At 38.0% G+C, this 25,948-nt stretch carries 26 protein-coding genes and 1 pseudogene; 9 read left to right on the top strand and 18 right to left on the bottom strand.

The window, feature by feature from the left end; all coding sequences use genetic code 11:
- Position 1: 1 nt before the first annotated feature.
- The 3 genes from DU508_RS16520 to DU508_RS16510 are packed head-to-tail and all read right to left on the bottom strand — an operon-like array spanning position 2 to position 3,824.
- A complete protein-coding gene (locus DU508_RS16520) occupies positions 2-412 on the bottom strand; it encodes a hypothetical protein (RefSeq protein ID WP_115403899.1) in 411 nt (136 codons plus the stop codon).
- Positions 409-1,500: a DUF928 domain-containing protein gene (locus tag DU508_RS16515; protein WP_147273648.1), complete on the bottom strand. Its 1,092-nt coding sequence runs from the start codon at positions 1,498-1,500 to the stop codon at positions 409-411. The genes DU508_RS16520 and DU508_RS16515 overlap by 4 nt, the downstream gene beginning before the upstream one ends.
- Positions 1,497-3,824: a hypothetical protein gene (locus DU508_RS16510; protein ID WP_147273647.1), complete on the bottom strand. Its 2,328-nt coding sequence runs from the start codon at positions 3,822-3,824 to the stop codon at positions 1,497-1,499. The genes DU508_RS16515 and DU508_RS16510 overlap by 4 nt, the downstream gene beginning before the upstream one ends.
- Before the next feature lie 447 nt (positions 3,825-4,271).
- Here DU508_RS16510 and DU508_RS16505 point away from each other — a divergent pair, with 447 nt between their 5' ends.
- Positions 4,272-5,057 (top strand): LytR/AlgR family response regulator transcription factor, encoded by a 786-nt coding sequence (locus DU508_RS16505; protein WP_115403896.1) that lies wholly within the window; start codon positions 4,272-4,274, stop codon positions 5,055-5,057.
- A 492-nt stretch (positions 5,058-5,549) separates the two neighbouring features.
- Here DU508_RS16505 and DU508_RS16500 read toward each other — a convergent pair whose 3' ends face one another.
- Positions 5,550-6,647, bottom strand: a complete 1,098-nt coding sequence (locus tag DU508_RS16500) for a Fic family protein (RefSeq protein WP_115403895.1) — start codon at positions 6,645-6,647, stop codon at positions 5,550-5,552.
- Between the two features lie 653 nt (positions 6,648-7,300).
- On the opposite strand from DU508_RS16500, the gene DU508_RS16495 reads away from it, so the two are divergent.
- On the top strand, positions 7,301-7,570 hold the full coding sequence (locus DU508_RS16495; RefSeq protein ID WP_115403894.1) for a hypothetical protein: 270 nt from the start codon (positions 7,301-7,303) through the stop codon (positions 7,568-7,570).
- Between the two features lie 52 nt (positions 7,571-7,622).
- Positions 7,623-8,192: a hypothetical protein gene (locus tag DU508_RS16490; protein ID WP_115403893.1), complete on the top strand. Its 570-nt coding sequence runs from the start codon at positions 7,623-7,625 to the stop codon at positions 8,190-8,192.
- 215 nt (positions 8,193-8,407) lie between these two features.
- Here DU508_RS16490 and DU508_RS24345 read toward each other — a convergent pair.
- A pseudogene (locus DU508_RS24345) lies at positions 8,408-8,779 on the bottom strand (Crp/Fnr family transcriptional regulator); the annotation flags it as partial.
- Positions 8,780-9,149: 370 nt separating this feature from the next.
- Between DU508_RS24345 and DU508_RS16480 the strand changes: the two are divergent.
- On the top strand, positions 9,150-9,635 hold the full coding sequence (locus DU508_RS16480; RefSeq protein ID WP_115403891.1) for a hypothetical protein: 486 nt from the start codon (positions 9,150-9,152) through the stop codon (positions 9,633-9,635).
- Between the two features lie 155 nt (positions 9,636-9,790).
- Here the strand turns inward: DU508_RS16480 and DU508_RS16475 are convergent, their stop codons facing one another.
- Both DU508_RS16475 and DU508_RS24205 read right to left on the bottom strand, forming a co-directional pair.
- Positions 9,791-10,552: an NmrA family NAD(P)-binding protein gene (locus DU508_RS16475; RefSeq protein ID WP_115403890.1), complete on the bottom strand. Its 762-nt coding sequence runs from the start codon at positions 10,550-10,552 to the stop codon at positions 9,791-9,793.
- A complete protein-coding gene (locus tag DU508_RS24205; RefSeq protein ID WP_115403889.1) occupies positions 10,518-10,679 on the bottom strand; it encodes an NmrA family NAD(P)-binding protein in 162 nt (53 codons plus the stop codon). Before DU508_RS24205 ends, DU508_RS16475 begins: the two co-directional genes overlap by 35 nt.
- 135 nt (positions 10,680-10,814) lie before the next feature.
- Between DU508_RS24205 and DU508_RS16465 the strand changes: the two genes are divergently transcribed.
- Positions 10,815-11,195, top strand: coding sequence for a winged helix-turn-helix transcriptional regulator (locus DU508_RS16465; RefSeq protein ID WP_115403888.1), 381 nt, complete (start codon positions 10,815-10,817; stop codon positions 11,193-11,195).
- Between the two features lie 392 nt (positions 11,196-11,587).
- A complete protein-coding gene (locus DU508_RS16460) occupies positions 11,588-12,277 on the top strand; it encodes a hypothetical protein (RefSeq protein WP_158542193.1) in 690 nt (229 codons plus the stop codon).
- Between the two features lie 5 nt (positions 12,278-12,282).
- Here DU508_RS16460 and DU508_RS16455 read toward each other — a convergent pair whose 3' ends face one another.
- The 10 genes from DU508_RS16455 to spt are packed head-to-tail and all read right to left on the bottom strand — an operon-like array spanning position 12,283 to position 23,183.
- Entirely contained in the window at positions 12,283-13,242 is a 960-nt protein-coding gene (locus tag DU508_RS16455; RefSeq protein ID WP_233509657.1) for a phosphatase PAP2 family protein, read from the bottom strand.
- The gene (locus DU508_RS16450) at positions 13,229-13,849 is read right to left on the bottom strand and encodes a sterol desaturase family protein (protein WP_115403886.1); all 621 of its coding nucleotides are present in this window, start codon (positions 13,847-13,849) and stop codon (positions 13,229-13,231) included. Before DU508_RS16450 ends, DU508_RS16455 begins: the two co-directional genes overlap by 14 nt.
- A 5-nt stretch (positions 13,850-13,854) precedes the next feature.
- Positions 13,855-15,147 carry a DUF4833 domain-containing protein gene (locus DU508_RS16445; RefSeq protein ID WP_115403885.1) on the bottom strand — a complete coding sequence of 431 codons (1,293 nt, stop codon included), beginning with the start codon at positions 15,145-15,147 and terminating at the stop codon, positions 13,855-13,857.
- Between the two features lie 11 nt (positions 15,148-15,158).
- Positions 15,159-17,699 (bottom strand): DUF5686 and carboxypeptidase-like regulatory domain-containing protein, encoded by a 2,541-nt coding sequence (locus DU508_RS16440; protein WP_115403884.1) that lies wholly within the window; start codon positions 17,697-17,699, stop codon positions 15,159-15,161.
- Positions 17,696-18,073, bottom strand: a complete 378-nt coding sequence (locus tag DU508_RS16435; protein ID WP_115403883.1) for a GtrA family protein — start codon at positions 18,071-18,073, stop codon at positions 17,696-17,698. Before DU508_RS16435 ends, DU508_RS16440 begins: the two co-directional genes overlap by 4 nt.
- Positions 18,074-18,075: 2 nt before the next feature.
- Positions 18,076-18,531 (bottom strand): phosphatidylglycerophosphatase A family protein, encoded by a 456-nt coding sequence (locus DU508_RS16430; protein WP_233509656.1) that lies wholly within the window; start codon positions 18,529-18,531, stop codon positions 18,076-18,078.
- Positions 18,531-19,856: an inositol-3-phosphate synthase gene (locus tag DU508_RS16425; protein ID WP_115403881.1), complete on the bottom strand. Its 1,326-nt coding sequence runs from the start codon at positions 19,854-19,856 to the stop codon at positions 18,531-18,533. Before DU508_RS16425 ends, DU508_RS16430 begins: the two co-directional genes overlap by 1 nt.
- A 17-nt stretch (positions 19,857-19,873) precedes the next feature.
- Positions 19,874-20,863, bottom strand: a complete 990-nt coding sequence (locus DU508_RS16420) for an NAD-dependent epimerase/dehydratase family protein (RefSeq protein WP_115403880.1) — start codon at positions 20,861-20,863, stop codon at positions 19,874-19,876.
- Positions 20,860-21,981 (bottom strand): hypothetical protein, encoded by a 1,122-nt coding sequence (locus DU508_RS16415; protein ID WP_115403879.1) that lies wholly within the window; start codon positions 21,979-21,981, stop codon positions 20,860-20,862. Before DU508_RS16415 ends, DU508_RS16420 begins: the two co-directional genes overlap by 4 nt.
- Positions 21,978-23,183 carry a serine palmitoyltransferase gene (gene spt, locus DU508_RS16410; RefSeq protein WP_115403878.1) on the bottom strand — a complete coding sequence of 402 codons (1,206 nt, stop codon included), beginning with the start codon at positions 23,181-23,183 and terminating at the stop codon, positions 21,978-21,980. The genes DU508_RS16415 and spt overlap by 4 nt, the downstream gene beginning before the upstream one ends.
- Before the next feature lie 403 nt (positions 23,184-23,586).
- On the opposite strand from spt, the gene DU508_RS16405 reads away from it, so the two are divergent.
- A complete protein-coding gene (locus tag DU508_RS16405; RefSeq protein WP_115403877.1) occupies positions 23,587-24,582 on the top strand; it encodes a helix-turn-helix domain-containing protein in 996 nt (331 codons plus the stop codon).
- Positions 24,583-25,000: 418 nt separating this feature from the next.
- Here DU508_RS16405 and DU508_RS24340 read toward each other — a convergent pair whose 3' ends face one another.
- Positions 25,001-25,120, bottom strand: a complete 120-nt coding sequence (locus DU508_RS24340) for a hypothetical protein (protein ID WP_394341377.1) — start codon at positions 25,118-25,120, stop codon at positions 25,001-25,003.
- Positions 25,121-25,151: 31 nt separating this feature from the next.
- Here DU508_RS24340 and DU508_RS23740 point away from each other — a divergent pair, with 31 nt between their 5' ends.
- Positions 25,152-25,415 carry a hypothetical protein gene (locus DU508_RS23740; RefSeq protein WP_147273646.1) on the top strand — a complete coding sequence of 88 codons (264 nt, stop codon included), beginning with the start codon at positions 25,152-25,154 and terminating at the stop codon, positions 25,413-25,415.
- Positions 25,416-25,560: 145 nt separating this feature from the next.
- Positions 25,561-25,773, top strand: coding sequence for a hypothetical protein (locus DU508_RS16395; RefSeq protein WP_115403875.1), 213 nt, complete (start codon positions 25,561-25,563; stop codon positions 25,771-25,773).
- Positions 25,774-25,948: the final 175 nt, after the last annotated feature.

Here is a 25,948-nt window from a genome sequence, read left to right as displayed (position 1 = left end):
TTTATTTCAAAATCATATTATATGCCTTACCACTGATATATCTGTCTCTATAAACCAATTGCTCCTGGTTGACATTTCCGTCAAAATCATCAAATAACAATATATATTCGTAGCAATTCTTTATGCCGTTCGCCACCGGAAGAATACCGGTGGGGAATTCACGTCTGCCTTTATATATCCTGTAAAAGCAACTGTCTATTCCATAACCCATCTGTTCATTGAGCTGCTTTTCCCTTTTTTCATCGTTCTTTCGATGTGAAAAAATGCGCACTGCAAAAGCTAAACTACCCTGTTCTTTCTTTTTTAAATGTGTTTGAATAGTCAATACATCATCTTCGACGGTGGAGTGCGGAGAATTTGCACATCCTGCTATTGATATGGATATTGTTATGATTGCTAATATTTTCCTCATTCCTTTTCCTTATAAATAAATCTTAAACTTTTCGTTGTTCCACTAGGCAAATTAACTTTCATGACATAGGAATAGCCATCTTTAAATGATAGGTTATGGCTGAAGTCTAAATTGATCTTATTATGTCCTCTTTTTAATTTTACCGATGGAAGTCGTTTTATTTTAATTTCAGGATGGCTCACACACAAAACCTCGTACTGAAGCTTCTGCTCGGCATAAGAATTTACCAGCGCAAAACGTACAAATCCATCAGACACATAAAAGTTCCCCTTTACCAAATCCTCAATATCCCTATATCCAAAATCATTTTCAACAACATTTACAAGCGTATCGCTACAATTCACCTGAAATGACCAAATATCAGATCGATTGATAACCGTTTGGTCTTTATACGCTGTTACCTGCCAGGCATATTTTTTACCTTTTGAAAGATCTTTAGCATTTGGAGGATAGAGCAATAGGTTAGCCATTACCCCTTTCTGATTGATAACCGGCAGGTTATAGTTCAAAGCCTCTACAGCATTCTGTTTTTCCTTTACCTCTACCAGCACAACCTGATAAAGCAAACCCATAACGTGAGGCACCGATGGTTGCCAGGTTAATAGTGGCCGATTTTCACAGATCTCATCCTGATCATAAGGCTCAATCAAATCGAGCGGTGCCGGTGGGCTGACCTCATGACTGAAGATCTGATCAATGATCTCTTCACTGGAAGAAGCAGAGATAATATTGAAATCATACTCATAATCTCCTTGTGGGAAATATTGATTGCGGCGAATGAAGTTTGCCGTTGCGTTTTCACTCAGCGCTACATTTGCCGATTGGGCAACCCCTACAGGGATGACATTATTTCCAGACATAAGTGTGAAAGATCCGGTGCTGATCATGAGCACTTTCCCTGCCTTGGCCTCACTTACAGTAATGTTAATCCTGACGTTTTTAGCACCTCCGCTGTTGAATATCGATGCCCTGAAGAGTCCGTTAATGGTGGTACCGTAAACTTCGGGAATGAATTGTATACTGGTCTGAGCCTTAGCGCCAATGGTTAGCAGCAATAGCATAACCAAATACTGGTAGGGTATTCTCATGGTTTGTCTAGATAATAATGAATGGATAGTTCTGCACGCGAAGTCGAAAAAAGATCAGGATATAAAGGAGTAATCATATTACGTCTGAGGTCGAGGTACCCGCTCACGTCAAAGTGTTTTCTGAGCATAAACTGGATACTTTGCTTAACCCCCGCCTGACGGGCAAGTGACTGGTTGTCCAAATAACTAAGCCCGGTTGACATGCTTACCGTGCCAAAAATCTGATACTGTATACCCAGATCAGAATTTAACATGTTTCCGAGTATCGTGGTCTGGCTTAACTCACGATTATAAAAAAGGCTCGCATTCAACGAAAAGCCCTTAAATACCATGGTTTGAAGGTAGTTCAACTGTGCCAGGTTGGTATTTCCCTGGCTAAGCGGATTCCGCATCTCCTGTCTGCCCATGCCGATATGGCTAAAGCTGTTTATGCCCATTACCTTGTAGCTGCTGTTCAGGTCAACCTGCACCTTTCTGGATCCATATACCGGGGTAACCGTCTCCGCGACTTTCTCCACACCGTTTTCCATGTATTTAATATTGAGCGAAGAAGCCCTGAAGAGTTTGATCCTGGAATCTACCTGTACCTGATAGTTTTTCCAATGCGCATGATCAAGTGCGCTGATTGGCATGTTTTTAAAATCTGAACGAAGTGCCAGTGACCACCGGTTATGAAACATGTTTTTCCTGATATTTCCGCCGAAACGCAGGTTCAGGTTACCAATCCCCTGCTGGCCAGGATTCTGAAAGCCAACGCCCGAATAATTGATATAAACTGAACTTTTCAGTCCCATTCTCTTAGCATCCAGAGAATGGTTCATTCCCAGTGACATCGTTTCTAAAAAATCATCTCTAAAATAATTCCCATTGGTATTGCGATCCAGCATGAGTTGGTCTGGGCCAAGACTAGCCAGGTTCTTATATTGAGTGGAAGACTTGGACACATCAAGATTCAGCATTCCACCCTGCTTCAGATTAAGTGCCTGGCTTAAGGTAAAAACGAGATTATTGCGTGGCAATGCGTTCAGCGCAGTGGCCATCGAACCTGAAAATTGTCGGTCATAAGCACCCACCCACGAAAGCTTTCCTGAACCAAAAGAGAAATTAGTGGTTGGTACGCTTAAGTAGGTATACAGCTTAGGTAACGAAAAAGTGGAAGTCTCAAAGCCAATATCCTTGGATGCCTGAATATCCTTATTACTGCTTAAGCCAGCCCGAACGGGTCCTCTCGCAGTTTTAAACGAAACGTTGAAACCATTTAAAAAAAGATCTCTGTTGAGCGAATTTCCAGGTAGAACACTACCAAAATTACCTGCCTGAAATTCTCCTAACTGAGAATATGAGCGCTGTAACCAGTTTAAGTTAGGATTTCTGGACAATTCTTCCATAGCAAAAGTTTCCAGTTCCTTTTTCGAGATGCGGTTCTCTAGTATTTTTTGAAAAACCATCAGCTTAGCCTCATCAAGTCCATTAGCATTCAGTTCCTTTTTTATCGAGGTAATCTCTTTTACCAGTTTCTCCTGTTCCGCGATAACAATCTTCTTCAGGGAATCAGTGGCTGTCTGTTGAATTGCATCACTTTTTGAGTTAACATGCTGTTTAAGGTCTGCAAATGCTTCATCCAGTCTGGAGCGCAGTTGTTTTTCATCCATGCTGATGAGTTTATGCAATGCATCCGGATTATTTAACAGGGAAGCCAGTTTTGGACTACCCGAAAGTTTGTCATGAGCAATCGTGCTCAATCTTGATTGTATTTTTGATCTGAGTAAACTTTCCAGGTTTTTATTTTGAAGTATGGTTGAACGTAAGGATTTGTAACGGCTAAGTTCGGCACCAAAAAGCTGATCAAAACCTGGTTTTGGAACATTGAATCTGAACAGATTACCCTGCTGCGGATTAAAGGACCGCAAAGCGTTATAATTATTGGCCACTGAGAGGTCAACGGGCATACCAAAAATGGTTAATTGTCCGTTAATAGTTACATTATTCAGAAAACTTCTGCCTGATGAAGGATCCAGTGTCTTGATATACTGGGCAGAATTCTCTACTGAAAAGTCTTTCAATCCAAAACCGGATTGCTTTTTCAAACTGTCTGTGGCAAATAGCTTTCCTATATCAGACTGACTGAACTGACCAGTAAGTTGTTTCTTTTTCATATCCACTTCTGACCATGCTTTTTTCGATACAGAATCAACTCTTCGCGTAATACCTTTTCTGAGGCTGTCTCTAACAATCCGCAGGGTATCGTGCAACTGTGCCGAGGAAATACCCGACCATAGCATCATTAAAATGAGAGCACACCCTCTTATGGATATCGTGTTCATATAATAGTTTTTAGGCATCATTTCATCTTGATTTCACACGGAAACAGAGATTGATCAGAGCGCTTAAGTTTGGTTTTTGAAGTGGAGAACTCCTCTTCGAAGTTCAGAAAATTTAGGTTTATTTAAGCGTCGTTAACATTCCGGTTCCACGGAACCCATCATTTCACTGACCAAAACCTGCAAAAGGTTGATGAAACCCTAAAGTTTTCAGCAATCTTTCTTGCATACGCATTATTCATCCTGGCCATTATAATAAAGCACTTTAAGGCCTTACGCTACATTCAAGGTAACTTCATCCGGTGGTTGGCTTAAATGGCATCATTGATTTGAAAACAAGCACAAGCATGCTCAAAAGTAAAATGGTTTAAAAACTAATTCATTTTTAATGTTTTGAATTTGGATTTAACGATCGAAGTAATATATTTGTGACAAAAAAAACGCTCCTACATGAATTTTAACTGCATTGCCATCGACGACGATTTGTCATCCCTTGAAACCCTATCAGATTATGTATATAGTCTGGGCAATTATCACATGCTAAAAACATTTACCGACCCGGTAAACGCTATGAACTTTTTGCAACAGGAAACTGATGAATTGGAAGGTCGCAAGGTGGATATCATCTTTTTAGATGTGGAAATGCCGCGAATGTCTGGCCTTGAACTTTTTGGACTCATCAGATCCAAAGCACATTATATCATATTTACGACAGCACATCTGCAGTATGCGCTCGATGCCTTTGAGATACGGGCCGATGCTTTCCTGCTTAAGCCTTTCTCCATCGCTAAGTTTGCTCAAACACTAAATACACTTCCATCTCTACAGCCCAAAAAGAACACACAGCATCATTCCAGAGAAGAGGAATTTTTCTTTATTAAAAGCAAGAATGAAAAATCAAAACTTGTCAAAATCAGGTTTGATGAAATTATTGCGATAGAAAGCATCCAAAATTATATCTCCATATACACCAAAACTAAAACTGTGGTAGCACTATTAACCTTGACCAAGATTAAGGAAATATTGAACAAAAGGGAAAACTTTATGCAGATACATCGATCCTTCATCATCTCCAGGGATTATATTGATGAAGTAGAGAACAGTTTGATTAGAATGCAGAACAACCTGATGCTTACTGTTGGCGAAAATTATCGTCTAGAACTCTACGACTTTATCAGGGATAAAACCATTAAAACAGGAAAATCATCCCTTAACTTCCTTAACACAATAAATTGAGACCGAGGAATGCTTATACCTTTCGAAATTTAACTTCTTACCTCATATCAGCGCAGTTCTAAAGCTGGAATCTGACAGAGCAAAAACGGATCATATGAGAAAAGCAAAGAATTAAAAATGGGACGGCAATCTTCTGAAAAACATTATTTAGTTTAGTCTTTAAGGATAAAAGAAAATGCAATCGTGAAAATCTAAAAAAATGAATTGTATAAATATGGTTTCCAGTAAATTTATAGATCATATATACCTGAAAAACAAAAAAAGGGGGAAAGATCTTGAAAAGGCTCTTTCCCCAGTTACAGGTGTTTACGGTGCAAATTTCAACCCACTTTATTACAGATTCGAAGCGATTGACCGATTTAAAAAGAGGAATGGATGAATTTGAGGAGCCTGAGAAACAGTTAAAATCACAACTATACTAGTCTACGAAAATGATTTTGAGTTGGCTTAAATAATGTATCACTACAAAAGAAGTTCAACATCTGCAGTAGTTTATTTTTTAAAAAGTTCAAATAGTTCGATATTGACATATAAGGCTTCCTTCCAGACTTTTTTAGACTGCAATATTCCGATCTTTTCTAATCCATTGAGGTATTTGGAAGCTGTTACCCTTGAGACCTTAAGTCTATCAATAACAAATTCTATTTTACAGTATGGTTGCTCAAATAACAACTCTAATAACTCCTTATTGTATAGCTTGGGTGCCTCTTCTTTTATTTTATTCTGTAATTTCAAAAAGAGCTGATTAATTGACTTAATCTGATCAGTGGCTTGTTTGGAAGTTCCCTCTACAGCTTTTAGTATAAATAATACCCATTCCTCCCAATTGTCTTTTGTCTTAACTTCTCCAAGTAATCTATAATAATCAGGTTTATGTTTTATTATATAATCACTCAAATAAAGTACAGGACTATCCAAAAGCCCATGCAAGCACAAATAAAGGACATTAATAATTCGTCCGGTCCTGCCATTACCATCATAAAATGGATGTATGCTTTCAAACTGATAATGTTGAACTGCCAGTTTAATTAATGGAGAAAGTACATCAGTTTCGTTTATGTACTCCTCTAAGTTTTTCATTAAGGCAAGGATCGTATCATAATCATCCGGTGGCGTATAAATAACTTCACTGGTAACAGCATTTTTTAATGAAGTGCCAGGCAATCTTCTAAGTCCTGCTTTATTCTCTTCCAGAATTTCCTGTATAGCCAATACTCCGTTTGTGTTCAAAAATCCCTTCTGCATGATCATTTTAAACCCGGCAAGCATAGCTTCTCTGTAGCGTAAAACTTCCTTAGTGGCATGGTCTATTTGTGTGCCAGTTGCAGATAATGCCTGATAGAGCTTATCGTGAGTAGTGATTACATTCTCAATCTCCGAACTCATACGGGCTTCTTTAAGTATTACAGCATTCAGAAGTATGGAAGGATTAGGAAGTGTATAAGCTAATCCTTTTAATTCGGCAAGTGCAATTGAAGATTGCACAACTTGTCTTAAAACAGCTATTGTCTCCACTTTAATTAGATCAGGAGGCAGTAAAGGCAATTCATTAAATGGTATGTCACTTTTCAGTTTAGCTAGTTTTTTCATACAAAGTTTTTATCTACGAAACGCTTATCATGTAAAGATAATTCATTTTTTTATACATGACAACTTAATCAAGCAAAGATTCTATACATGATGTTTTGAAATCTATAAAAGATGGACATCGAAACGATTCTCACATTTAAGAAATTTAAATTTATGTGATTCCATCAGACTCTAAACTAAATGCTTCATCGTACAAAACATATGAAAAATGAAAATTCCGGCTAGATAATATTTCTATCTCTATAATAGCAGATTAATCGTGCCTGAGTTGAAACATTAAGTTCTATTTTTAGATGGCTAAGCGTTTTCTCAATACTGCTTAAACTTTACGGCTTGATTTGATTTGTCTTTAGATAGCTTGATATCTGCTTTTGGGATAGAATCAAAAAAACAAAAAAACCTGAAAAGAAAACCGTTTCTATTACACACTCGCCAAGGGAGATCAAAAGTTGAGACAAATGACTTTCTATATCATACAGCAGGAACATCAGGCCCGTCAGATCGAATTAGCCTGAAAAACCGCACACTTAACAAAGAGACAACAGCCAGCTAACCTTAAAGAAACATACAGTCGCTAATTTAGAAACACGTTTGTTTGCCCTGATTGAATTCCAACAGGGTAAAACAAGATTGTTTCAACAAAACAGCAGCTTATGAAACAGCAGGCCAGAACAATCCCCGGAAGACTGGTGGATTTTGATTACAGCCGTTACAGGCTACCGACATTCGTGATGCGATTCAAACCCTTGATCTATCAGGACGGTGACTGTTATTATGCTGTGCTCTCCTTTGAAGAAGAACATGATGTTTCGGGACTGGGAACTTCGCCGGAAGATGCCCTGATAGATTGGAACGACAAGGTCTGTGAAATGCTGGCACTACCTGGTCACTTGTGTGCAGCGTTAAAAACCAAAAAGAAATAAACATTATCCTAAAAAGCCTTTAAAGGCCAGGTTACACCTAAACTTTAATCCGATGAACCAACATATAGCTACCGGCCTGGTATCTTACCAGGATATTTATTATGAGTCCAATTTTCTGGACAAATGTTATTTCGTGATCAAACGGCCCTGCGACTGTTCCATTACCGAGCTTCATTACTTTTACCTGCTGCTCAGGAAAGGGAACAAGGTATCTCCTATTGATTTGCCGTTAAAAATATTAAATTCGGACTACCTGGGGTTCTGCTATCAAAATAAAAAACTGGTTGGCATTTCAGCCATCAAAAGTCCCACAAGATCGTACCTGGAAGATGTGCATTTAAAAGCTGGAATCATATATACCATTGATCGGCCCTTCCTCGAGATTGGCTATTCATTTACGCTTGCATGTTTCCGGCGAAAGGGAATTAGCGGTACATTAAAAAGGATGCTGCTTGGGAAAGTCAGACACCATCAGGGCATCCTGTTCTCCACCACTGCTATCCCCAGCAGTCAGCGGTTCCTGATGGCTAATGGATTTCATCCACAGGGGAATCCTTATCGTGGCAATTATGATAATAACATCATCTACTTTGAAAAAGAGATGCAACCAGGCTTTACCTGAATTTTCGACTCATAATATGGCAGTAAAAAGTCGATTAGGTTGGAAACAGTTAACCCTCAATGGCATAAACTGAAAGCTTTTCTTCAAGGTCCGCTGTGCTCGAACGGTTGTGTGCATATCATCACACAGGTCGAACACTTCCTTTTTGATATCTTCTTCTTGATTTATTTTATGAATATTTTGATTTTAGAATTTAAGTTTTTTTTAAATATTCTTCAAAAGGCAATTGTCAGGTTTCCATGTTTTTTGGAAAAATTGATACCCGAAGAATGTGGCGATTTACCTGATATAATTGGACAACAAAGGATGAAAATGGAATGCGTGTAGCCTGTAAGTTCTTCATATTTTTCTTGCTCAATGAGACTCCTGTATGTGTTATAATCAATGCTAATCAGTACCGAATCCTCGAGAGATTCAAGAGTGAATGTGGCAGGAGTTTTCCGTATTGCTGAAACCATGGAACTGGCAAAGTTCTTCTTCTGAAAAAGGTTTTTATTGTAACTATTGCCATCAGCGTCGTTATAGAAAGCTCTTAACGCGCCTTTGCAAATAAAAAAAATCCTGCGCGAAACCTGTGATTCCCGGAGTAATCTCTCCTTTTTTTACAGTTAAAAATTTTACGTTTTCCTTATGAGCGACCACGATTCAGCAGATATTTTAGAATAGCTCTCGGGGATCCATAATAATGTGAATGATGTTCCTACAGGAACTTTTTTATGTGTTAGGTTTGAATATATTTTCTTCCATGGGCGCTTTGATATCGTAAAAATAGGAAATTATATTGTCTACGGAAATTTAGCCATTTATCCATACAAGTCAGATTTGCAACAACAAACAACTTAAAATATCGCAGAATCAGTTTCTGGGGTTTCATAACGGGAAATAATTAATTGCGCAATCCGGTGTAGCATTTTAAGCATAAAAAACGTTATATTTTATGATATTAATACTTATCCTATGAAAAATACGATCTCGATTTCAGGCTTGAAATGGGCTTTTCTAATCATCTCTGTTTTGATGGTTATCCAATCTTGCAATAAAAAAGGTGCAGAAAATGCAAACTGTCTTCCAGCTATTATTCCTGACTCATTACGTTTTAACATTGTTGATAAAAACACAGGCGAGGATCTGTTTTTTTCAAACACACCTGTTTATACTACTAATCAAATTCATTTTCTCATTGATGATATGGCAACCAATATCAGTCCTGTTGTAAAAACGTCTGTTTCGCTGGGCAAGCATTTTTTAATAAGATTTGGTGGATACAACAAAACAGGTTCGCTAAAAACTTATATAGCAGGTAAATTGCAGTATAATATTGAATATACAATGCGAGAAGATAAAACAACTGGTTGTCTGAGAATTGTGCTTGATAAAATTAAGGTTAATGGAGGCCAGGTAGAAACCAATTTAAAAGACAGAGTGGTTTTACTAAAAATGTAATGATTCCCGTTTCGGTTTTGCAGCTTCAATATATCCGGCAGCGCAGTAATGCCCGTTAAAACCCAATAAGTAATTTTTGTAGTTTTCATTAAGATTCTTTTAATGAATGATAACATACGCTGTTCGGATCAGCGCATGCTATCATTCGTCTTTTTTTAAGATTTGCTATAAACAGTTATTAAGAAATTCATTACCGTTTCTGGCTTTCGCCCCAGTATAGATTCCAGATCATCTGTAACTTTAGTGAATTCACCGTGAGCTACCGCCTGTTGCATTTCTTTTAGTGCAGGGCCCATCCAGGCCGGTGTACCATTTGTTTTCATCGTTTCCAAAAATTCATTAACTTCAGGCGAAACGTATTTATATTTATCCCCTGTTATGGCACTGATCATGGTAGCTATTGTTGTCCAGCTGATGGCTTCCGAGCCTGTAAGTTCGATAAACTTATTATCATATTTCCCGGTTTCATCAAGAGCGATTATGGCTCCGGCTTCGCCCAATTCTGAACGGAGGGCATATGCCACTTTACCGTCTTCTGCCGGAAGGTAGATCGTTTTTGTTTGCTGGATCTGTTGCCCTGCATATTGAGGGATCATGTCTGTATACAGCGATACCTGTAAAATGACGTATATCATACCGGATGCGATAAGCGCATTTTCGGTTATATAATGTGCCACTGTTTTATTACCCAGCAAGCCACCATCAGGCTGATCATCCTTGCGTTGTAAACTATAATAAATAATTTTTTTAACGCCATTTTCTTTGGCTGCACGAATTACCCTCACATGCTGGTTAGCACGGTGTTCAAGATCGTTACCCGACACCAATATCAAGGTATCGATCCCTTTTGTAGCTTCCTGGAGAGAAGCGAGGTCATTGTAGTCACCCGATGGCAAAACTAACACCCTTTTCTTCAAATTCTTTACCTTTTTTTTCGTCCCTTACAAGAACGCGGATAGACGATGAATTTACTTTTTTTAATAAAGTGGTGAGTATTGATTTACCTAATTGTCCGGTTGCCCCGGTTACTAGTATTGTTTTCATGGTACCTTTAATTAATTTTGTATCTTTACTTACTTAAAGTAAGTCAAAGGTAAAAGGTAGGTGGATTAAAAACAAGAAGGCACCTGTAAATCAAATACTTACTTCAAAGTAACTATTATTGATAACCAGAGCGATATGAAAAAAGAAAATTTAAGAAAATGTAAAGAAGGCAGGCAAAATGCACCGATTACCGATGTATTATCGCGTCTTGGAGATAAATGGTCGATGTGTACGGTGCTGATGCTTGCAGATCATGGCACGCTGCGCTTCAACGAGCTACATCAAATGATAGAAGGGATTTCTCAAAAGATGCTTACCGTAACTTTGAAAACGCTGGAATCTGATGGCTTACTGACCAGGAAGATGTATGCACAAATCCCTCCTAAAGTGGAATATAAATTAACACCGCTTGGCGAAACCCTTGTTCCCCATCTGATGTCGTTATATGATTGGGCGAACACTAATATGCCTGATATAAAAGCCTCCAGAAACAACTTTGTAATTATCAAAAATTAAAGGTGCACCATCATCGTCTTTCGATAACTCTTCACAATTGTTGATGCAAGGAAAAGGACGTGCAGATTTATTACTTAATATTACGAGCAATTACCGCTTTTGTAGTAAGAATTGAACCGCTAATTACCTTTGCTGAACCATCCCGCACCTCAACTGCATTTGTTATTTTGAACCAGCACATACGGCTTGGCGTACTTACCCATTAAGGCAAACCATTCCCCTTTAATTTATCAGTAACTTATACCACGCGGGTTAATGGCACTTTAGCCTGGGCTAAATCCTACATTTGCACCATATTTTAGGAACTTTAGACCTTTTTCTTTGCCTCCTATATTCTGAAATTTGGATGTTGCTGTATTTGATATAGCTATTTGATAACTTAAAAATTTCTCATGTCAATTTCTCATTCCAAATCGTATTTCCAGCCCCTTAAAGTTTCTATCATAAAATTTTTAGTTTACGGGTCTATGATCTACCTTACTGCTGAGATCCTCAAATGGAGTGCTACAGAACACCCTCTAGGAAGTAAATTTAGTGAGCAATCTTTGGTAGAATATCTCCAGAGCGTTTTGTTATTATTAAGTTCTGCTATATACTTATGGATATCATTCAGGTACAAATCAGTATTTCCCCTGGCTTTTGGTCTTTTTGCCTTTCATTTTGCATCACTGATTAGAGAACAGGACGCATACTTGGATGAATATATTTACGATGGTGCATGGCAGACATTTGCTTTTGGCATTTTATTTCTAGCTATTTTTTTAATTTATTCAAAATGGCGACTGTTTCTAACCAACATAGCCGGGTTCGTACAGTCATTTTCTTTTGGAATTTTGTTGTCAGGAATAATGACGACCTATATTTTTGCCCGTTTATATGGTAGAAAAGTATTTTGGATGGCTGTAATGGAAAGTCAATACACAAGAGATGTTAAAAATGTTTCAGAGGAATCCCTTGAACTCTATGGATATGTTCTATTGGTCATCTCTGGCGTTGAATTCTTTCTTCTGGCAAAAGGTAGCGCAAAAACCCTGGCTCTTAAAACACCTTTGGACCGTCCTCATTTAAATGCATCAGCTTAAGAAAATTAAGGCTGTGCAGTTATTTTTGAAACCACCAGCTCTACATAGCGCCGAAACCAGTTTCTTTTAGCCACTGAATTAAACGTTAGAATGCCCAGAATTGCGCAACAAATTCCACCAAACACATCCAAGAGATAATGATGACCAGTATACACAGCGGCAAACCATATCCCAAGCATCACAACAACGAAGAAAATATTAATTTTTCCTAATTTATTTTTAAAACCAAAATAGGCAACAACAATCGGATATGCAGAATGTAGTGAAGGCATTGCAGCAAAAACATTTGATCCTTTACTGTAAATTCCCTTGAAAAGGGAAATATCAAAATAGGCATCAAACCTGGCCAGCCCTGCTGTATTACCATGTGTATTGGCAATAAAATCGAATCCATGTTCTTGTACATACCAGGGTGGTGCCGCCGGAAAAAGATAATAGATCACAAATCCTATTAAATTTACCCAAACAAATACCAATGAAAAAAGCACAAATTCACGTTTGTTTTTAAAAAAAAGGTATCCAGCAAAGACGAGCGGAACAGGAACCCACATTAAATAAAATATTCCGGAAAGCACATCTAAAAAAGCATGGCTATGGAGATTCGCAAATTCGTTTGGTGTGACTACTAAGCCATGTAGGTTGATTCCAAAAATACGTTTTTCTGCATTATATAAATCTTCAATATGTACCTGATGGTAGAGAAAATTTGGAAAAGCCTTCATGTAATCGAAAAGAATCCAGTACACGATAAAAATGGAAAAACCTGTAATAAATCTTCTGGTTCCATGTGAAAGGTAGAACATGGTATTGAAGATAAAAACCAGAATTAACTGATCAGTCTTAAATCCTACTAAAAAATAAGAGAGCAATAAATATGCAGCAGAGATGGATAAGTTTGCATAAATATGGTTCAAACGGTAAAGATTCTTTTCAAAAAACTGATCATCCATCTTATTTTTTCTCAAAATTTGATCTGAAAACATTATCCCAGAAAGTCCAGCTCACGCCATAACCCTTTGTGGAATCTGAATAATGGTGCAACATATGGTGTTGCTTTAATCTTTTCCAAAAGCCACTTTTAAAATTAGCATGATGAAGGGCATAATGAACCATATCATAAAATAGATATCCGATCATAAAGCCAGCAAAGAAAGGATAATGGTAATTTTCCGGAAGTAACCAGTCAAACAAAAAGTAAAAGCCCAAAGCCATGGGAATACTGGCAGAGGGTGGCATAACTAAACGCTTTGCATCATTTGGGTAATCATGATGAACACCATGGAAAATAAAATGAATTTTTTGACCCCATGCTGCTTTCGGTTCGAAATGGAAAACGTATCGGTGCAAAACATATTCTGTAATTGTCCATATCCCAAGTCCAAGTAAAAACCAACCGATAAAATTCCATACAGGCATCCGGTTTTCCCATAATGATGTGTAAAAAAGAAATGCAATAACCGGGATGTAAACGATTAAGGGAACGTAAAAACGAACTTTCGACAGGCTTTCCATGAAGTCGTTTTTAAACATCCTGACAGATTCAGTGGAATTTGAAACGAAATTCTTTTTCATACTGTTTAAATTTTAATCCTTTCTATGAGTTGCTTTGATGGAGCTGCTGCATCGTGGCCTTTGATTTCAACATATTTTACATTTGGAAACCAAAAAGAGCCTCCTTCAATTCTTAAAAATATTCGGTCAAGTTCCATTTTCTTATTATTAATGGTAGCATAGACATGGTATTTTTTATCAAAAGCAGATTTACTGAGATACATCGGCAGTTTTTTGTGAGAAGTAAACCGGAGTTCGAACTGGCCATCGCCCAAATCCTTAGTGATGATTCCGTAGGCAAATTTTCGCTGAATGTAACTGAGTTCTTTCTTTTCGCCCTGATCACCATAACGCATCCAGAAAACATTTACAGGTTGATTTTTAACCACTTCGCCATGTTTATCTACATTCAACTGGCAGATGATGGTATTTGTATTTGGATCACGCTGTAAATAAAAAAGCTGATTCGATATTCCCTGAGGTGTTGGAAAAACGATTGGCGAAGGATCTCCATCCTGAGCCATCGTTCTTAAAGGCGATACAACCCCTAATCCTAACGCGCACAACAGTCCGGCAATCAAAGCCGCTTTACCACTGCTGTTCTTTTCATTTCTTTCCTGGGCTTCTAATCCCTTTTTCGCTTCCTGCAATCTTTTAACTGCCGTAATATTAGTTAATACGGCCATCAAAGCAATGGGTAAAGTAAAAATTGACATCGTTTCAAATACATGAAAAGAAACGCCTGGCAAATAAATTTTATAATCGCCACCAATAAAGTGCCCTGTAACTCCACAAGCTACAGCAAACACGCCAATGGTTACAACCCTTTCTGGTCTTTGCATCAAACCACCTTTGCATTCCACACCCAAACCTTCTGCCCGTGCCCGGGTGTAACTCACCATCATAGAGCCAATCAACGCAATAAAGGCAAATAGTGAACTTAAGAAGTAGTGATGTGCCACCAGATAATAACAAATCCCCAGGAACATTATCATTTCGCTGTAGCGATCAAGAACAGAATCATAAAGGGCTCCGAATCTGGAACTCATATTTCCCAGGCGGGCCACCTGACCGTCAAGCATATCAAACAATCCAGCAAAAAGTACCAATGCACCTCCCCATCCGATGTATGACAGATCTCCACGATTGGATTTTTCTGCACCCAGCACAAAAATTACCGCCACGAAAATATTTAAAATCAAGCCTATGCTTGTTACTGCATTTGGTGTTAATCCTATTTTAATCAGGCCCCTGACAACAGGATTGATGACCTTATATATGGCCAACTGTAGGCGATCTCTTAATTTTAAGCTTTGCATATATTTTTTGTTTAAAAATCAAATTTAACCCGTGCCCTTATTCCCCATTTTGAAACCTCCGGATGATCCAGATAAGTAAACCGCTTCACTAAATCCACGCGTAATAATTTGAAGATATTGCCAATTCCAACGCTTCCTTCAATATAAGGATCATTAGATAACGAATAAGTTCTTTGCAAACCATTATCAAATTGCGGAAACTGGTAAATCCCACCGCCGGTTTGTGGGTTATTCTCATCTCTCAAACCACCATAAAGTGCTTTAAATGAAACCACTTCCCGTAGTTTTAACTTTTTAATTAAAGGCAGTTTATTAAAGAAGAACCCATTAAAATTATGATCGATATTAATGCTCACATAATGATCACTTACAAATTCCAGAAAATTCATCAGGTTGTATGAATTGAGCTGGTAGGCATAAGTTTGATTTGCCCGATGGATGGCCAATAGCGGAAATGGAATCCTGCCCGCAATATAACTACCCTCAAAAGTGACATCACTATATCCCAATTGCGACAGATAAAAACGCTTATCAATAGTTCCTGTTAAGTTATGATAGTTAAATTCGCCTCCCACCAATCCTTTAATACCGGCGGTGTAACGTAAGTTAAAAATGGGATAACGATCAGGAATTGGCGTTCTGTAAATTTTGCCCTGAATAAATTTTTCATTTGGCGCATATCGCAAAGCAAGAGATAGCTCACTGGTGGTCAACCGATTAATAAATCCTGCACCATTGGCCTGATAACTTAAGCCTCCCGAAGGGGTTTGACTCCATTTTTTAAATCCTAGTGCATAAGAAAAGTGATTTTCATATTCATGCACATAATCCAGCCTGTAGAAATCATTGTAAAGCAACATATCATTTACTCCTCTTTTAAATGAAAGCAGAAAATTATCTTCCTGCACAAACTGCAGTTCCTGTCCGGGAATTTTAGTATCCCGTTGAAAACTTGCCCTCACATAATTTTGTGGAAACTGGTAAATGGATTTATTGTTTAATGAATAAGTTCCTGATAGGAAGAATTTCCACTGTTCATCTTTAAAACCATAAGCGGCATAGTTTTCAAAATATAAACGCTTACTTAATTCAGGTGTTGTTCTACCTCCAAATCTCAAACGAAATCCCTCTACATTATTAAAGCTGTAAAAAGTATTGACTGGACCAATTTCATAAGGGCCAAGGTTACCGTATCCTGCAAAAAGCAACGTGGCAATCTTTATTGTTCGTTGAAAAGAAGGTATTTTTTGAAGAGTGTCAATGTTATGGTAAATTTTTTCCTGTTCTTTCGATAAGGGATCCAGGCGGTTCATTTCCCAATACCGGTCATCTCTGGTGGATGATCCTGGAACAGAAACTACGCTTTTTCCCTGAAAAATACTGTCTGCTAACTTAACATCATATTGATAGTTTTTATAGGTTGATGAACGTTCGCCCGTAAACCCCATCCCTTTGGTTTTGCCGAGACCAAAGTCTGCAATAAGCCTACTCTGACTTAAGCTATATCTACCAGAAAGAGCGGGTTTAAAATCCAGGTCAATTTTTAATGCCCGGACAAAATTAAGGTTGATGTTTTTATTTACCCCCATAGAAACACCGGTAACAGCATAATGCCCGTCGTTGCTAACAAATAATTTTCCTTCGAAAAGCATATCTGTGGTATTTCTGGGTGTAAATGAAAGTTCGATTACCTCATGATTTCCGGTTTTAATGGTATCGGTAATAAAGAATTTGTAGAAGGTTGGAGCGGCATTGGCTATTGGACTTAAAAATTCATTACTGATCACGGAGATATTGTTTTTGTATATATCGATATCCTGATACATCCGCTCAAAATAAACCTTCATTCCATTATTATCAATAAGCTGCTGATCGAAATTAACCTGTTTTTCGCCGATAATCACAGATTTGTTTCGGGTAGGATCACTGGCAAAATATTTATCCGTCAGTTTCTCCTGAATGTAAATGGGCAACAGGTTTTTACCACCGATTAACGTAGAATCCTGCTGCTGAAAAAGAAACTGATAATTTCTGAATATTCTTCTGTTCTTAAATTTTTCAGAAACATTACTCATAGAGAAAAGCATTTTATCGTACTGACGAAATGATGCGGTATTGAAAGTAGAAATCCTGTTTTCATCCCTATGGGCAATTACCTGCCTGATCAGCTCTACCGCCGGATTATCCTTATTTCTATATTTCGGTTTTTTACCTCCCAAAATAACAACCTCATCAAGTGCTCTTGAATCGGGAACCATTGCCACATCCACTTTTAGCTCGGTATTTGGAAGTATGTTTTTTGATACGGGGATGTAGCCAACATAATTAAAACTCAGTGCGGCATGTGCTTCTGTTGAGCTGAGGGTAAAATTCCCATTAAGATCAGTTTGTGTTCCAATAGTTGTGCCTTTGAAAAAAACAGAAACATAAGGAAGTGTTTCTTTAGTAACTGCATCACGAACTGTTCCGGTAACAACTGTTCGTTGCGCGTAAGCACAGAAATTTGTCGTCACTAAAACCATAGCTATAAAAAATGAATAAATAATTTTCATTTTACGGGGAAAATAAACTGCTTTTGCATGTAATAATTATAGCTCAGGCCCATTACTATGGAAACTGCTATTTTGGAGAGCAAATAATTGTAATTAAAAAAATGAGTCAGCAAGTAGACGAATATGGTTACCAGCAATAAATTACCTACCCAAACCAAAACATACCTAATCATTTGTGGATAGACTTTCTTTAAACCAGCGTTAAACACCCAATTCCGGTTGATGTAAAAATTAATTATTCCACCTGAAACTGTTCCGATTATACTTCCGGTAAGATACCACCAGCCAAAAACACTTACTGTTAAAGCGGTAATGAAAAAATCGGTAGCGGAAGCCGCAAGTGATGAGGCCTGCGCTTTAAAAAACGTAATCATATTTAAAACAGCCTGAGCAAAACGATGGCCTGTATTGAAAAATTAGCATAAATTCCAGCCAGTACATCATCTGCCATTACACCCCAGCCACCGGGCAATGCCTCAAAGCGCCGAATATATAATGGCTTAGCGATATCAAAAAACCTAAAAAGTATGAATGCGATTAAGTAAAATTCCCATTTTAATGGAACAAGCAATAACGCAATACCCATTCCAGCCACTTCATCAATAACCACCCGTTGATGATCTTTGCCCCAAACCAGTTCCACTTCGTCGCCAGAGATAACTCCTAACAGCAATATGACTATCGTGGACAAGAAAGGCCAGAGATAAGGATTGGTATATTCCGTTTGCAAAAACCACCAAATGGTGCAGGTAACTGCCGCTGCAACAGTTCCTGCACCTTTGCCAATGTAGCCAATACCAAGGCCGGTTGATATGATTTTGTGAAATAACACTATGCTGTTTCTACAAACTCTTCTTCGTAATCCTGCCCTAAATGGGTGATTAACTCTTCTCCCATAATATAACGCAAAGTATTTTGAAGCTTGATCAACTGCTTGAAAATATCATTTTCTGCTGGTACTCCAGGAATGGTTTGTGGTGATTTTAAATAGAATGAAAGCCATTCCTGAATGCCAGACATGTTGGCACGTTTCGCTAAATCCATAAACAAAGCCAAATCCAAGACAATTGGCGCAGCTAAAATAGAATCGCGGCAAAGGAAGTTGATTTTAATCTGCATTTTATAGCCCAACCATCCAAAAATGTCGATGTTATCCCAGCTCTCTTTATTATCACCATGTGGCGGATAATAATTAATTCTGATTTTATGGTACATATCGCCATACAAATCCGGGTTGATTTCGGGTTTAAAAATATCTTCCAGCACCCCTAGTTTAGAAACTTCTTTCGTTTTGAAGTTATCCGGATCATCCAGTACCAATCCATCGCGGTTACCCAAAATATTATCAGAAAACCATCCGGTTACACCAAGCGAACGGGCTGCCAACCCTGGTGCTAAAATTGTTTTCATTAAAGTTTGACCAGTTTTGAAATCTTTACCGGCAATTGGTGTATTGGTTTCTTTGGCAAGTTCAATTAATGCCGGGATATCAACTGTTAAATTTGGCGCACCATTGGCAAAAGGAATACCAAGTTTTAAAGCGGCATAAGCATAGATCATACTAGGAGCAATACGCAGATCATTGTCTTTTAAACCTTGTTCAAAAGCTGATAATGAGTTATGCACTTCCGATGGCTCGAAATAAATCTCTGTCGAACCACACCATACTAATACGATACGATCACAATGGTTATCTGATTTGAAGTTTTTAATGTCTTCCATTACAGCCAATGCCAATTCATAACGATTATCAATATCCTTTACAAATTTCCCATCAAGATTTTTAACATAATTGTGATCAAAAGCTGCACGCATGGGTTTAATCGCCTGCAGTTCTTCTTTTACATCACGCAAAAGATTGGCATCCAACACACGTGCATTCATCGCGGCTTCGTAAACGTTATCTTCATAAACATCCCAGCCACCAAAAACTAAATCTTCAAGCGCTGCTAAAGGCACAAAATCTTTAATTTTTGGCTCTTTCTTTTCAGTGCGTTTGCCTATACGGATAGTACCCATTTGAGTAAGCGAACCAATCGGTTTTGACAATCCTTTTTTTACTGCTGCTACACCCGAAATCATGGTTGTTGCTACCGCACCCAAACCTGGCATTAAAATTCCAAGTTTTCCATTAGCTGATTTTACTTGTTTTGTCATTTTTTTTTTCTAAATTCTTATAACCATTTATTTAATTGATACCATTTTATTGTTTCTTCCAAACCTTGCTGCAGCTGGTACCGCGGACTAAACCCAAGGTCGTTTTTAATATTTTTGATGTCACAGCTCCAGTTTACGCCAGTGAGTTCATTTACCTTATCTATATTTAGTGTGGGCATTTTACCAATAAGTTTATATGCTTTTTCAAGCGACCAGGCAACTCCCTTAATAAGTTGCAGGGGAACTTTTACCTTGAAAGTTTTTTTTCGCATAATGGCCCTTGCATTATCCGAAAAGGAAGACCTGCCATACACATTGCCGTCAGAGACATTGTAGGTTCTGTGGATCAGTTCTGATTTTAAAGAACTGATCATGATTTGTGCAAGATCTTTCACATAAACGAAACTGAGTTTCTGTTCTTTATCTCCCATGTACACTTCAAATCCTCTGTTAATAGCTTTGATCACCATTAAAATTTCACGTTCGCGTGGTCCGTAGATTGCTGTTGGGCGAAATACCAATAATGGTAAATTGTTAATGTTTTTTAAATAGGTTTCAGCCAAAGCTTTACTTTTACCATAATGGGTTACCGGGTTAGAAGCTCCATCATCATTCAATAACCCATCTGATTTTTTTAATGGCCCGAGCGCTGCGAGGCTGCTTACAAAAACAAACTTTTCTATTTTATGCAATGCCTGTGAAACCGCTAGCGCGAGATTTCTGGTATAGGATGCATTGTACTTATGATATTCATCAAGATTTTCTGCCTTGGTTACTGCCGCAGCATGGATAATATAATCGTATTTGTTTTCGTCAATATTTTTAATTAACGCACGAATGGATTCAAAATCAAGCTCTACAAAGTAGATATCCAATCCTTTTAAATGCTCAATTTTGCTTGACTGACGTACATTGGCAAACACAACCAGATCGTTGGCGAGTGCAGCTTCTATTAAATGAAAGCCAACAAATCCGGTAGCGCCAGTGATTAAAATTCGCTTTTTCATAGCTCCCTTTCCAGAATCCTATACTTACGGTATAGCTTTCCACCAATATCTTCAATAGGTCTGTTTACCATATCATTATGATCAAGTGTCCAGCTCGCCTCTGCATATTTCATTTTCTTCTCCTGAAAACGTTTGATAATTCCTCCATAGAGACAAGCCTCGATACCCATTTTCCGATAACCATCAACCACCCCCAACAGCATAATCCTGATGCCATCAATCTTTCCCTTACCAGTTAATAACCTGATCAAGCCAGTTGGAAATAGTCGTCCCTTTTTGATTTTAATAAGTATTTGATTGATATCAGGAATGGCCAGGGCAAAACCAACAATTTTACCATGCTGCTCAGCCATGATGCAAAACTTAGGATCGAGGATCAGCTTCAAATCATTGGCCGTGTATTCAAACTCCTCATCAGTCATAGGTACAAACCCCAGGTTTTTATCCCAGGCTTTATTATACACCAGGCGCAAGGCATCCCTTTCCTGAGCAAAATTTTTCATGTTGATGGTTCGAATGGTGATATCTTTTCTCAACAGTCTTTCTTTAATGCGATCAATAAGCAGAAGCGACCGGTCACTATAATCGCCGGCAGTATAGCGGTAAGCTCTTAAATCAACATTTTTTGTATAGCCTAATGCTTCTAGCAGTATTAAATAGTAGGGTGGATTATAAGGCATCATGGCTACCGGAGGTCCATTGAAACCTTCGATGAGTAAGCCACAAACTTCATTTGTTGAGAAATTTACCGGGCCAAGCACTTTTGTCATTTGCCGGGTTTCGAGCCATTGATGCACCGTGTTTATTAATTGCCGGGCTGCCGACACATCATTTATACATTCAAAAAAGCCAAAAAAACCATCCTTTGATTGATATACCTTATTGTGATGCATATTTTCTATAGCCGCGATACGGCCAACAACCTGATCATCATCCAACAGCAGAAAAAGTGCAATGGCAGAATGTTTAAAAAACGGATGCTTTCCTGGCGTTAATAAATCCCTTTGAGCAATAAAAAGTTCAGGAACGTAATTGGGATCTTCCGCATAAAGTGAATGGGGAAAATCGATAAACAGTTTTAGATCTTTTTTACCTGAAACGGCTTTGACTACCCTCATAATCTGATATTAAGAAGATTAGCATTAACCTCAACAAATGCAGCCTTTAGTTTTTCAACCGCACTTGCTATTTGTTCAAAACTATGTGTGGCCATAAGCGAGAAGCGAATAAGAGATGAATCTGAAGGTACCGCAGGCGATACAACAGGATTAACAAATACACCGTTTTTTTGAAGGATGTTCGTGATCATAAAAGTTGCAGTATTATCCCTGATGTACACTGGAATAATCGGGCTATTGCTGTGTCCGATATCAAATCCTGCTTCTACCAAAAGTTTTTTGGCGTAATTGGTATTGGCCCACAGCCGATCAATACGCTCCGGCTCTCTTTCAATAATATCCAGCGCAGCTATTACACTGGCCACAGCCGATGGCGGCATACTGGCACTAAACATCAGCGACCTTGCGCGGTGTTTAATGAATTCAATGGTATCGGTATTCCCCGCAATAAACCCTCCCAATGAAGCAAGCGACTTACTAAAGGTCCCCATAATCAAGTCTACATCATGATTTAAATTGAAATGTGATGCTGTGCCTGCACCGTTAAAACCGATTACACCGAGGCTGTGCGCATCATCCATCATGATGTTCGCTCCGAATTCATTGGCAATCTCCACCATTTCAGGGAGATTCACCAAATCGCCTTCCATGCTAAAGATGCCGTCAGAAACAATAAGCTTTGCGGCATCTGCGGGTAAGCGGCTAAGTTTATTTCGTAAATCGGCCATATCATTGTGAGCATACTTTATCGTTCTGGAAAAGGAAAGTCTACTCCCATCAATAATAGAAGCATGGTCATACTCATCTAAAATCAAATAGTCATTTCTATCCAGCAAGCAGGAGATTACGCCGAGGTTTACCTGGAAGCCTGTACTAAAAAGTACAGCAGCCTCTTTACCAACATATTCCGCCAGCCGTTGTTCCAGAGCCAGATGGATATCTAAAGAGCCATTTAAAAACCGCGAGCCTGCGCAACCTGTTCCATATTTATCAATTGCATTTTTTGAGGCCAGTTTTATTTCGGGATGGTTGGTAAGCCCTAAATAAGAATTTGAGCCAAACATCAGTACTTTTTTCCCATCTATAACCACCTCAGTATCCTGAGCGGATTCTATAGACCTAAAATAGGGATACAACCCTTTTTCTTTTATTTGCTTGGCATCGTTAAAGGATGCAATTCTGTCCTGTAATTTTTTACTCATATCGAATGCAATTATTCTCTCATGATCTAAAAATCATATAGCCAAAATGCTCATGCTATCCTTAATCGCAGATTAATGACACACAATTATCTGATGATTTATTAACACAATTTTAATATAGGATTGCACCGAAAAAAAGGCTTATAAGTGGGATTTATTGGTCCAAAAGGAGGATATGGTAAATATGACATTTAGATGAATTGACCATTCTACCATTTGACTTTTTAAATAAAAAGGTAGAATATTGAGTTTGACTGATTTCCACCTAAATCAAACAACAAAAATCACAACAATCTGTATAACAGTTACTTAATTACATCAAAAGGCCTTTAAAAATTAATCATATGATTGAATTTACATCAGAATTTAGTCAATTTTTAAAAACAATACAATAAAAATCAGTTTGAAACATACATTTGCTAAAGTAGAATCAACAGAAATTCCACCGTTTTTTAGTATAAAACAAATGGTAACCGACAACATGAGACTGACCAACCAACAAACAATGAAACACACGCGTTCTAATGGAAGCGCGGATAATCAGCGATATGCTGATAAGGCTGAAGAAGCTGAACTTATCGTTTCGACCTTTGATAATTCACAATCCAGCAAATGTCCTAAAGCACCTTTCAGATCATCCGGATTTGGAATTTTGCTTTTAACAAAAGGGAGTTTACAGATAAAGGTAAATTTTGTTGAACATATGCTAAAGCATCGTGACATTTTATGTATTGTTCCTGATCAGATTTACGAAATCCCTGAGGAGCCAAATGCTTCAGTTATTTACACATATTTCAGCAAGCAATACCTGTTTAGAAATGGGATTTTCTTCAACATTGCTGATAAGTATAAAATATTTGATGAGAAGGAATTCCTAAAGTTTTCGCTCACGAAAAAAGAATACGAACTTATGCATTCACATATGCTATCTCTTCAGACACGGTTATCCATTCCAAAAAACACCCGGTATTTCCAGGATATCATACACAATAGTTTCCTTTCCGTTATTTATGATATATTTCTGATCAACGAAAAGCAAAAAAAGATAAAAATTGCACCAATATCCAGTAAAACAGAACTTGCCAATAGATTCCTGTCATTAGTTTCTGAGCGTTTTAAGACAGAAAAAAGGGTGATTTACTATGCAAATTGTTTGCGTCTGACACCAAGGCATCTTTCCCAGGTGGTAAAACAGGTTACGGGGAGATCTGCTGGAAAACATATTGATGAATTTGTGATTCGGGAAGCAAAAATGTTACTCTCTGGTCATGTGAAGAATATTTCGGAAATTGCCGAAGAATTATGCTTTAGCAACCCTTCTTTTTTTGGCAAATTTTTTAAAAAACACACCGGGCTCTCTCCGTTATCATTTAAAAAAGATAATATATTAGCGATCTGAGAAGCGAGGCATTAAATTCATTCATTACCTTTGATGTGTTTGCAAAATAAGAAGTTTACACTTTGAACGCGGTATCCACAATGTCTGGTCATAACATCCCGATAACCATTGGGCAGAATAACAACATCACATAGTCCTAAAGTCAGGCATAGGCAGTATTTTGGTTCTGTAATCTTAGATTAGCAGAGCAGATTTCTTTTTCGGTTATTGTGAACAATGATCGTCAGCATTACCATTCATAGTCTATTCGGATTGGTTGCTCCATCTGCTGTTATAGGAAGGACAGGCATTGCAAGTCCGCAACAGCCATAAATAACATCGTGGTTATTAGATCTCCTCGACCTGATTCTCCGCCATCTCAGGATATAAGGCGTGCACAACGCAATCCTGTGTCAAATGTTGATTACAGAATAAATCTTCAGAATCGATTTTGAAGTTCATTTGACGCCAATTCATAGGGTTGGCTTGCTCTTGGTAAGGTAAAAAAGAATTTTGAGCCTGAACCAGGCCTGCTCTCCACCCAAATTCGGCCATGCAAATTGATGATCTCTGAACAGAAATACAGGCCTATGCCAAATCCCGAAGTTGTTGCTCAGGTCATTCTCCACCCGATAATACCGTTGAAATATTTTTTGCTGCTATCCCTCCTCTATACCATCACCATTGTGTATAACTCCTATTCGAACATCTTCTGTCGTTACATCATAAACAACTTCGATGTCAGTTCCCTTTTTAGAATATTTAACGGCATTGCTGATGAGATCATGGCCAAATCTTCGTTTAATTATATTGCTTATGCTCTGGATTTGAAAAACGCAAATGATAGCACGTGATAAATACCTGTTTAAGGTGGCTCAATACCTGATTGTTCGAAACGCTAAACAAAGCCATCTTAAAATAAGTTTCTTAATATACTCCACTAGAATGATGACCCCGTTCAAATACGTGTGCACAAACCCAATTAACACTCATACAGATATGATTGATATTTCAAAGTACCGTGCGCTCTCTGCAGATATTTGGGACGTGGAAGAAACCAAACCCCATGAGCTGACCATCGTTCTTGGAAATGATGCAAATGTGAACTCCATAATAAAAAAAGTAAATTTCATTGCCACCAGCGACTTGCAAAATAAGGAGGTCCTTTCAATCATTTTTGCTTACGATAACGGGAGAACCATTGACATTTAAAAAAACAAAACTTATAACAACAATAAATGAATCATCATGCAATCACATGGAAAAGAAAAAGAATATGGCTATTTAAATTGTTGGGAACTGTCTGATATTACAGCATACATCAAATTATCGATTCAGCCTTGAAACTGCCTCAATCCATTTCAAAACACCAAATTAATAACTCATC

It is taken from the genome of Pedobacter chinensis, assembly GCF_003339865.1.
Lineage (GTDB): Bacteria > Bacteroidota > Bacteroidia > Sphingobacteriales > Sphingobacteriaceae > Pedobacter > Pedobacter chinensis.
The sequence above is the reverse complement of the archived record's forward strand: the minus strand, read 5'-3'. Positions and strand labels throughout refer to the sequence as shown.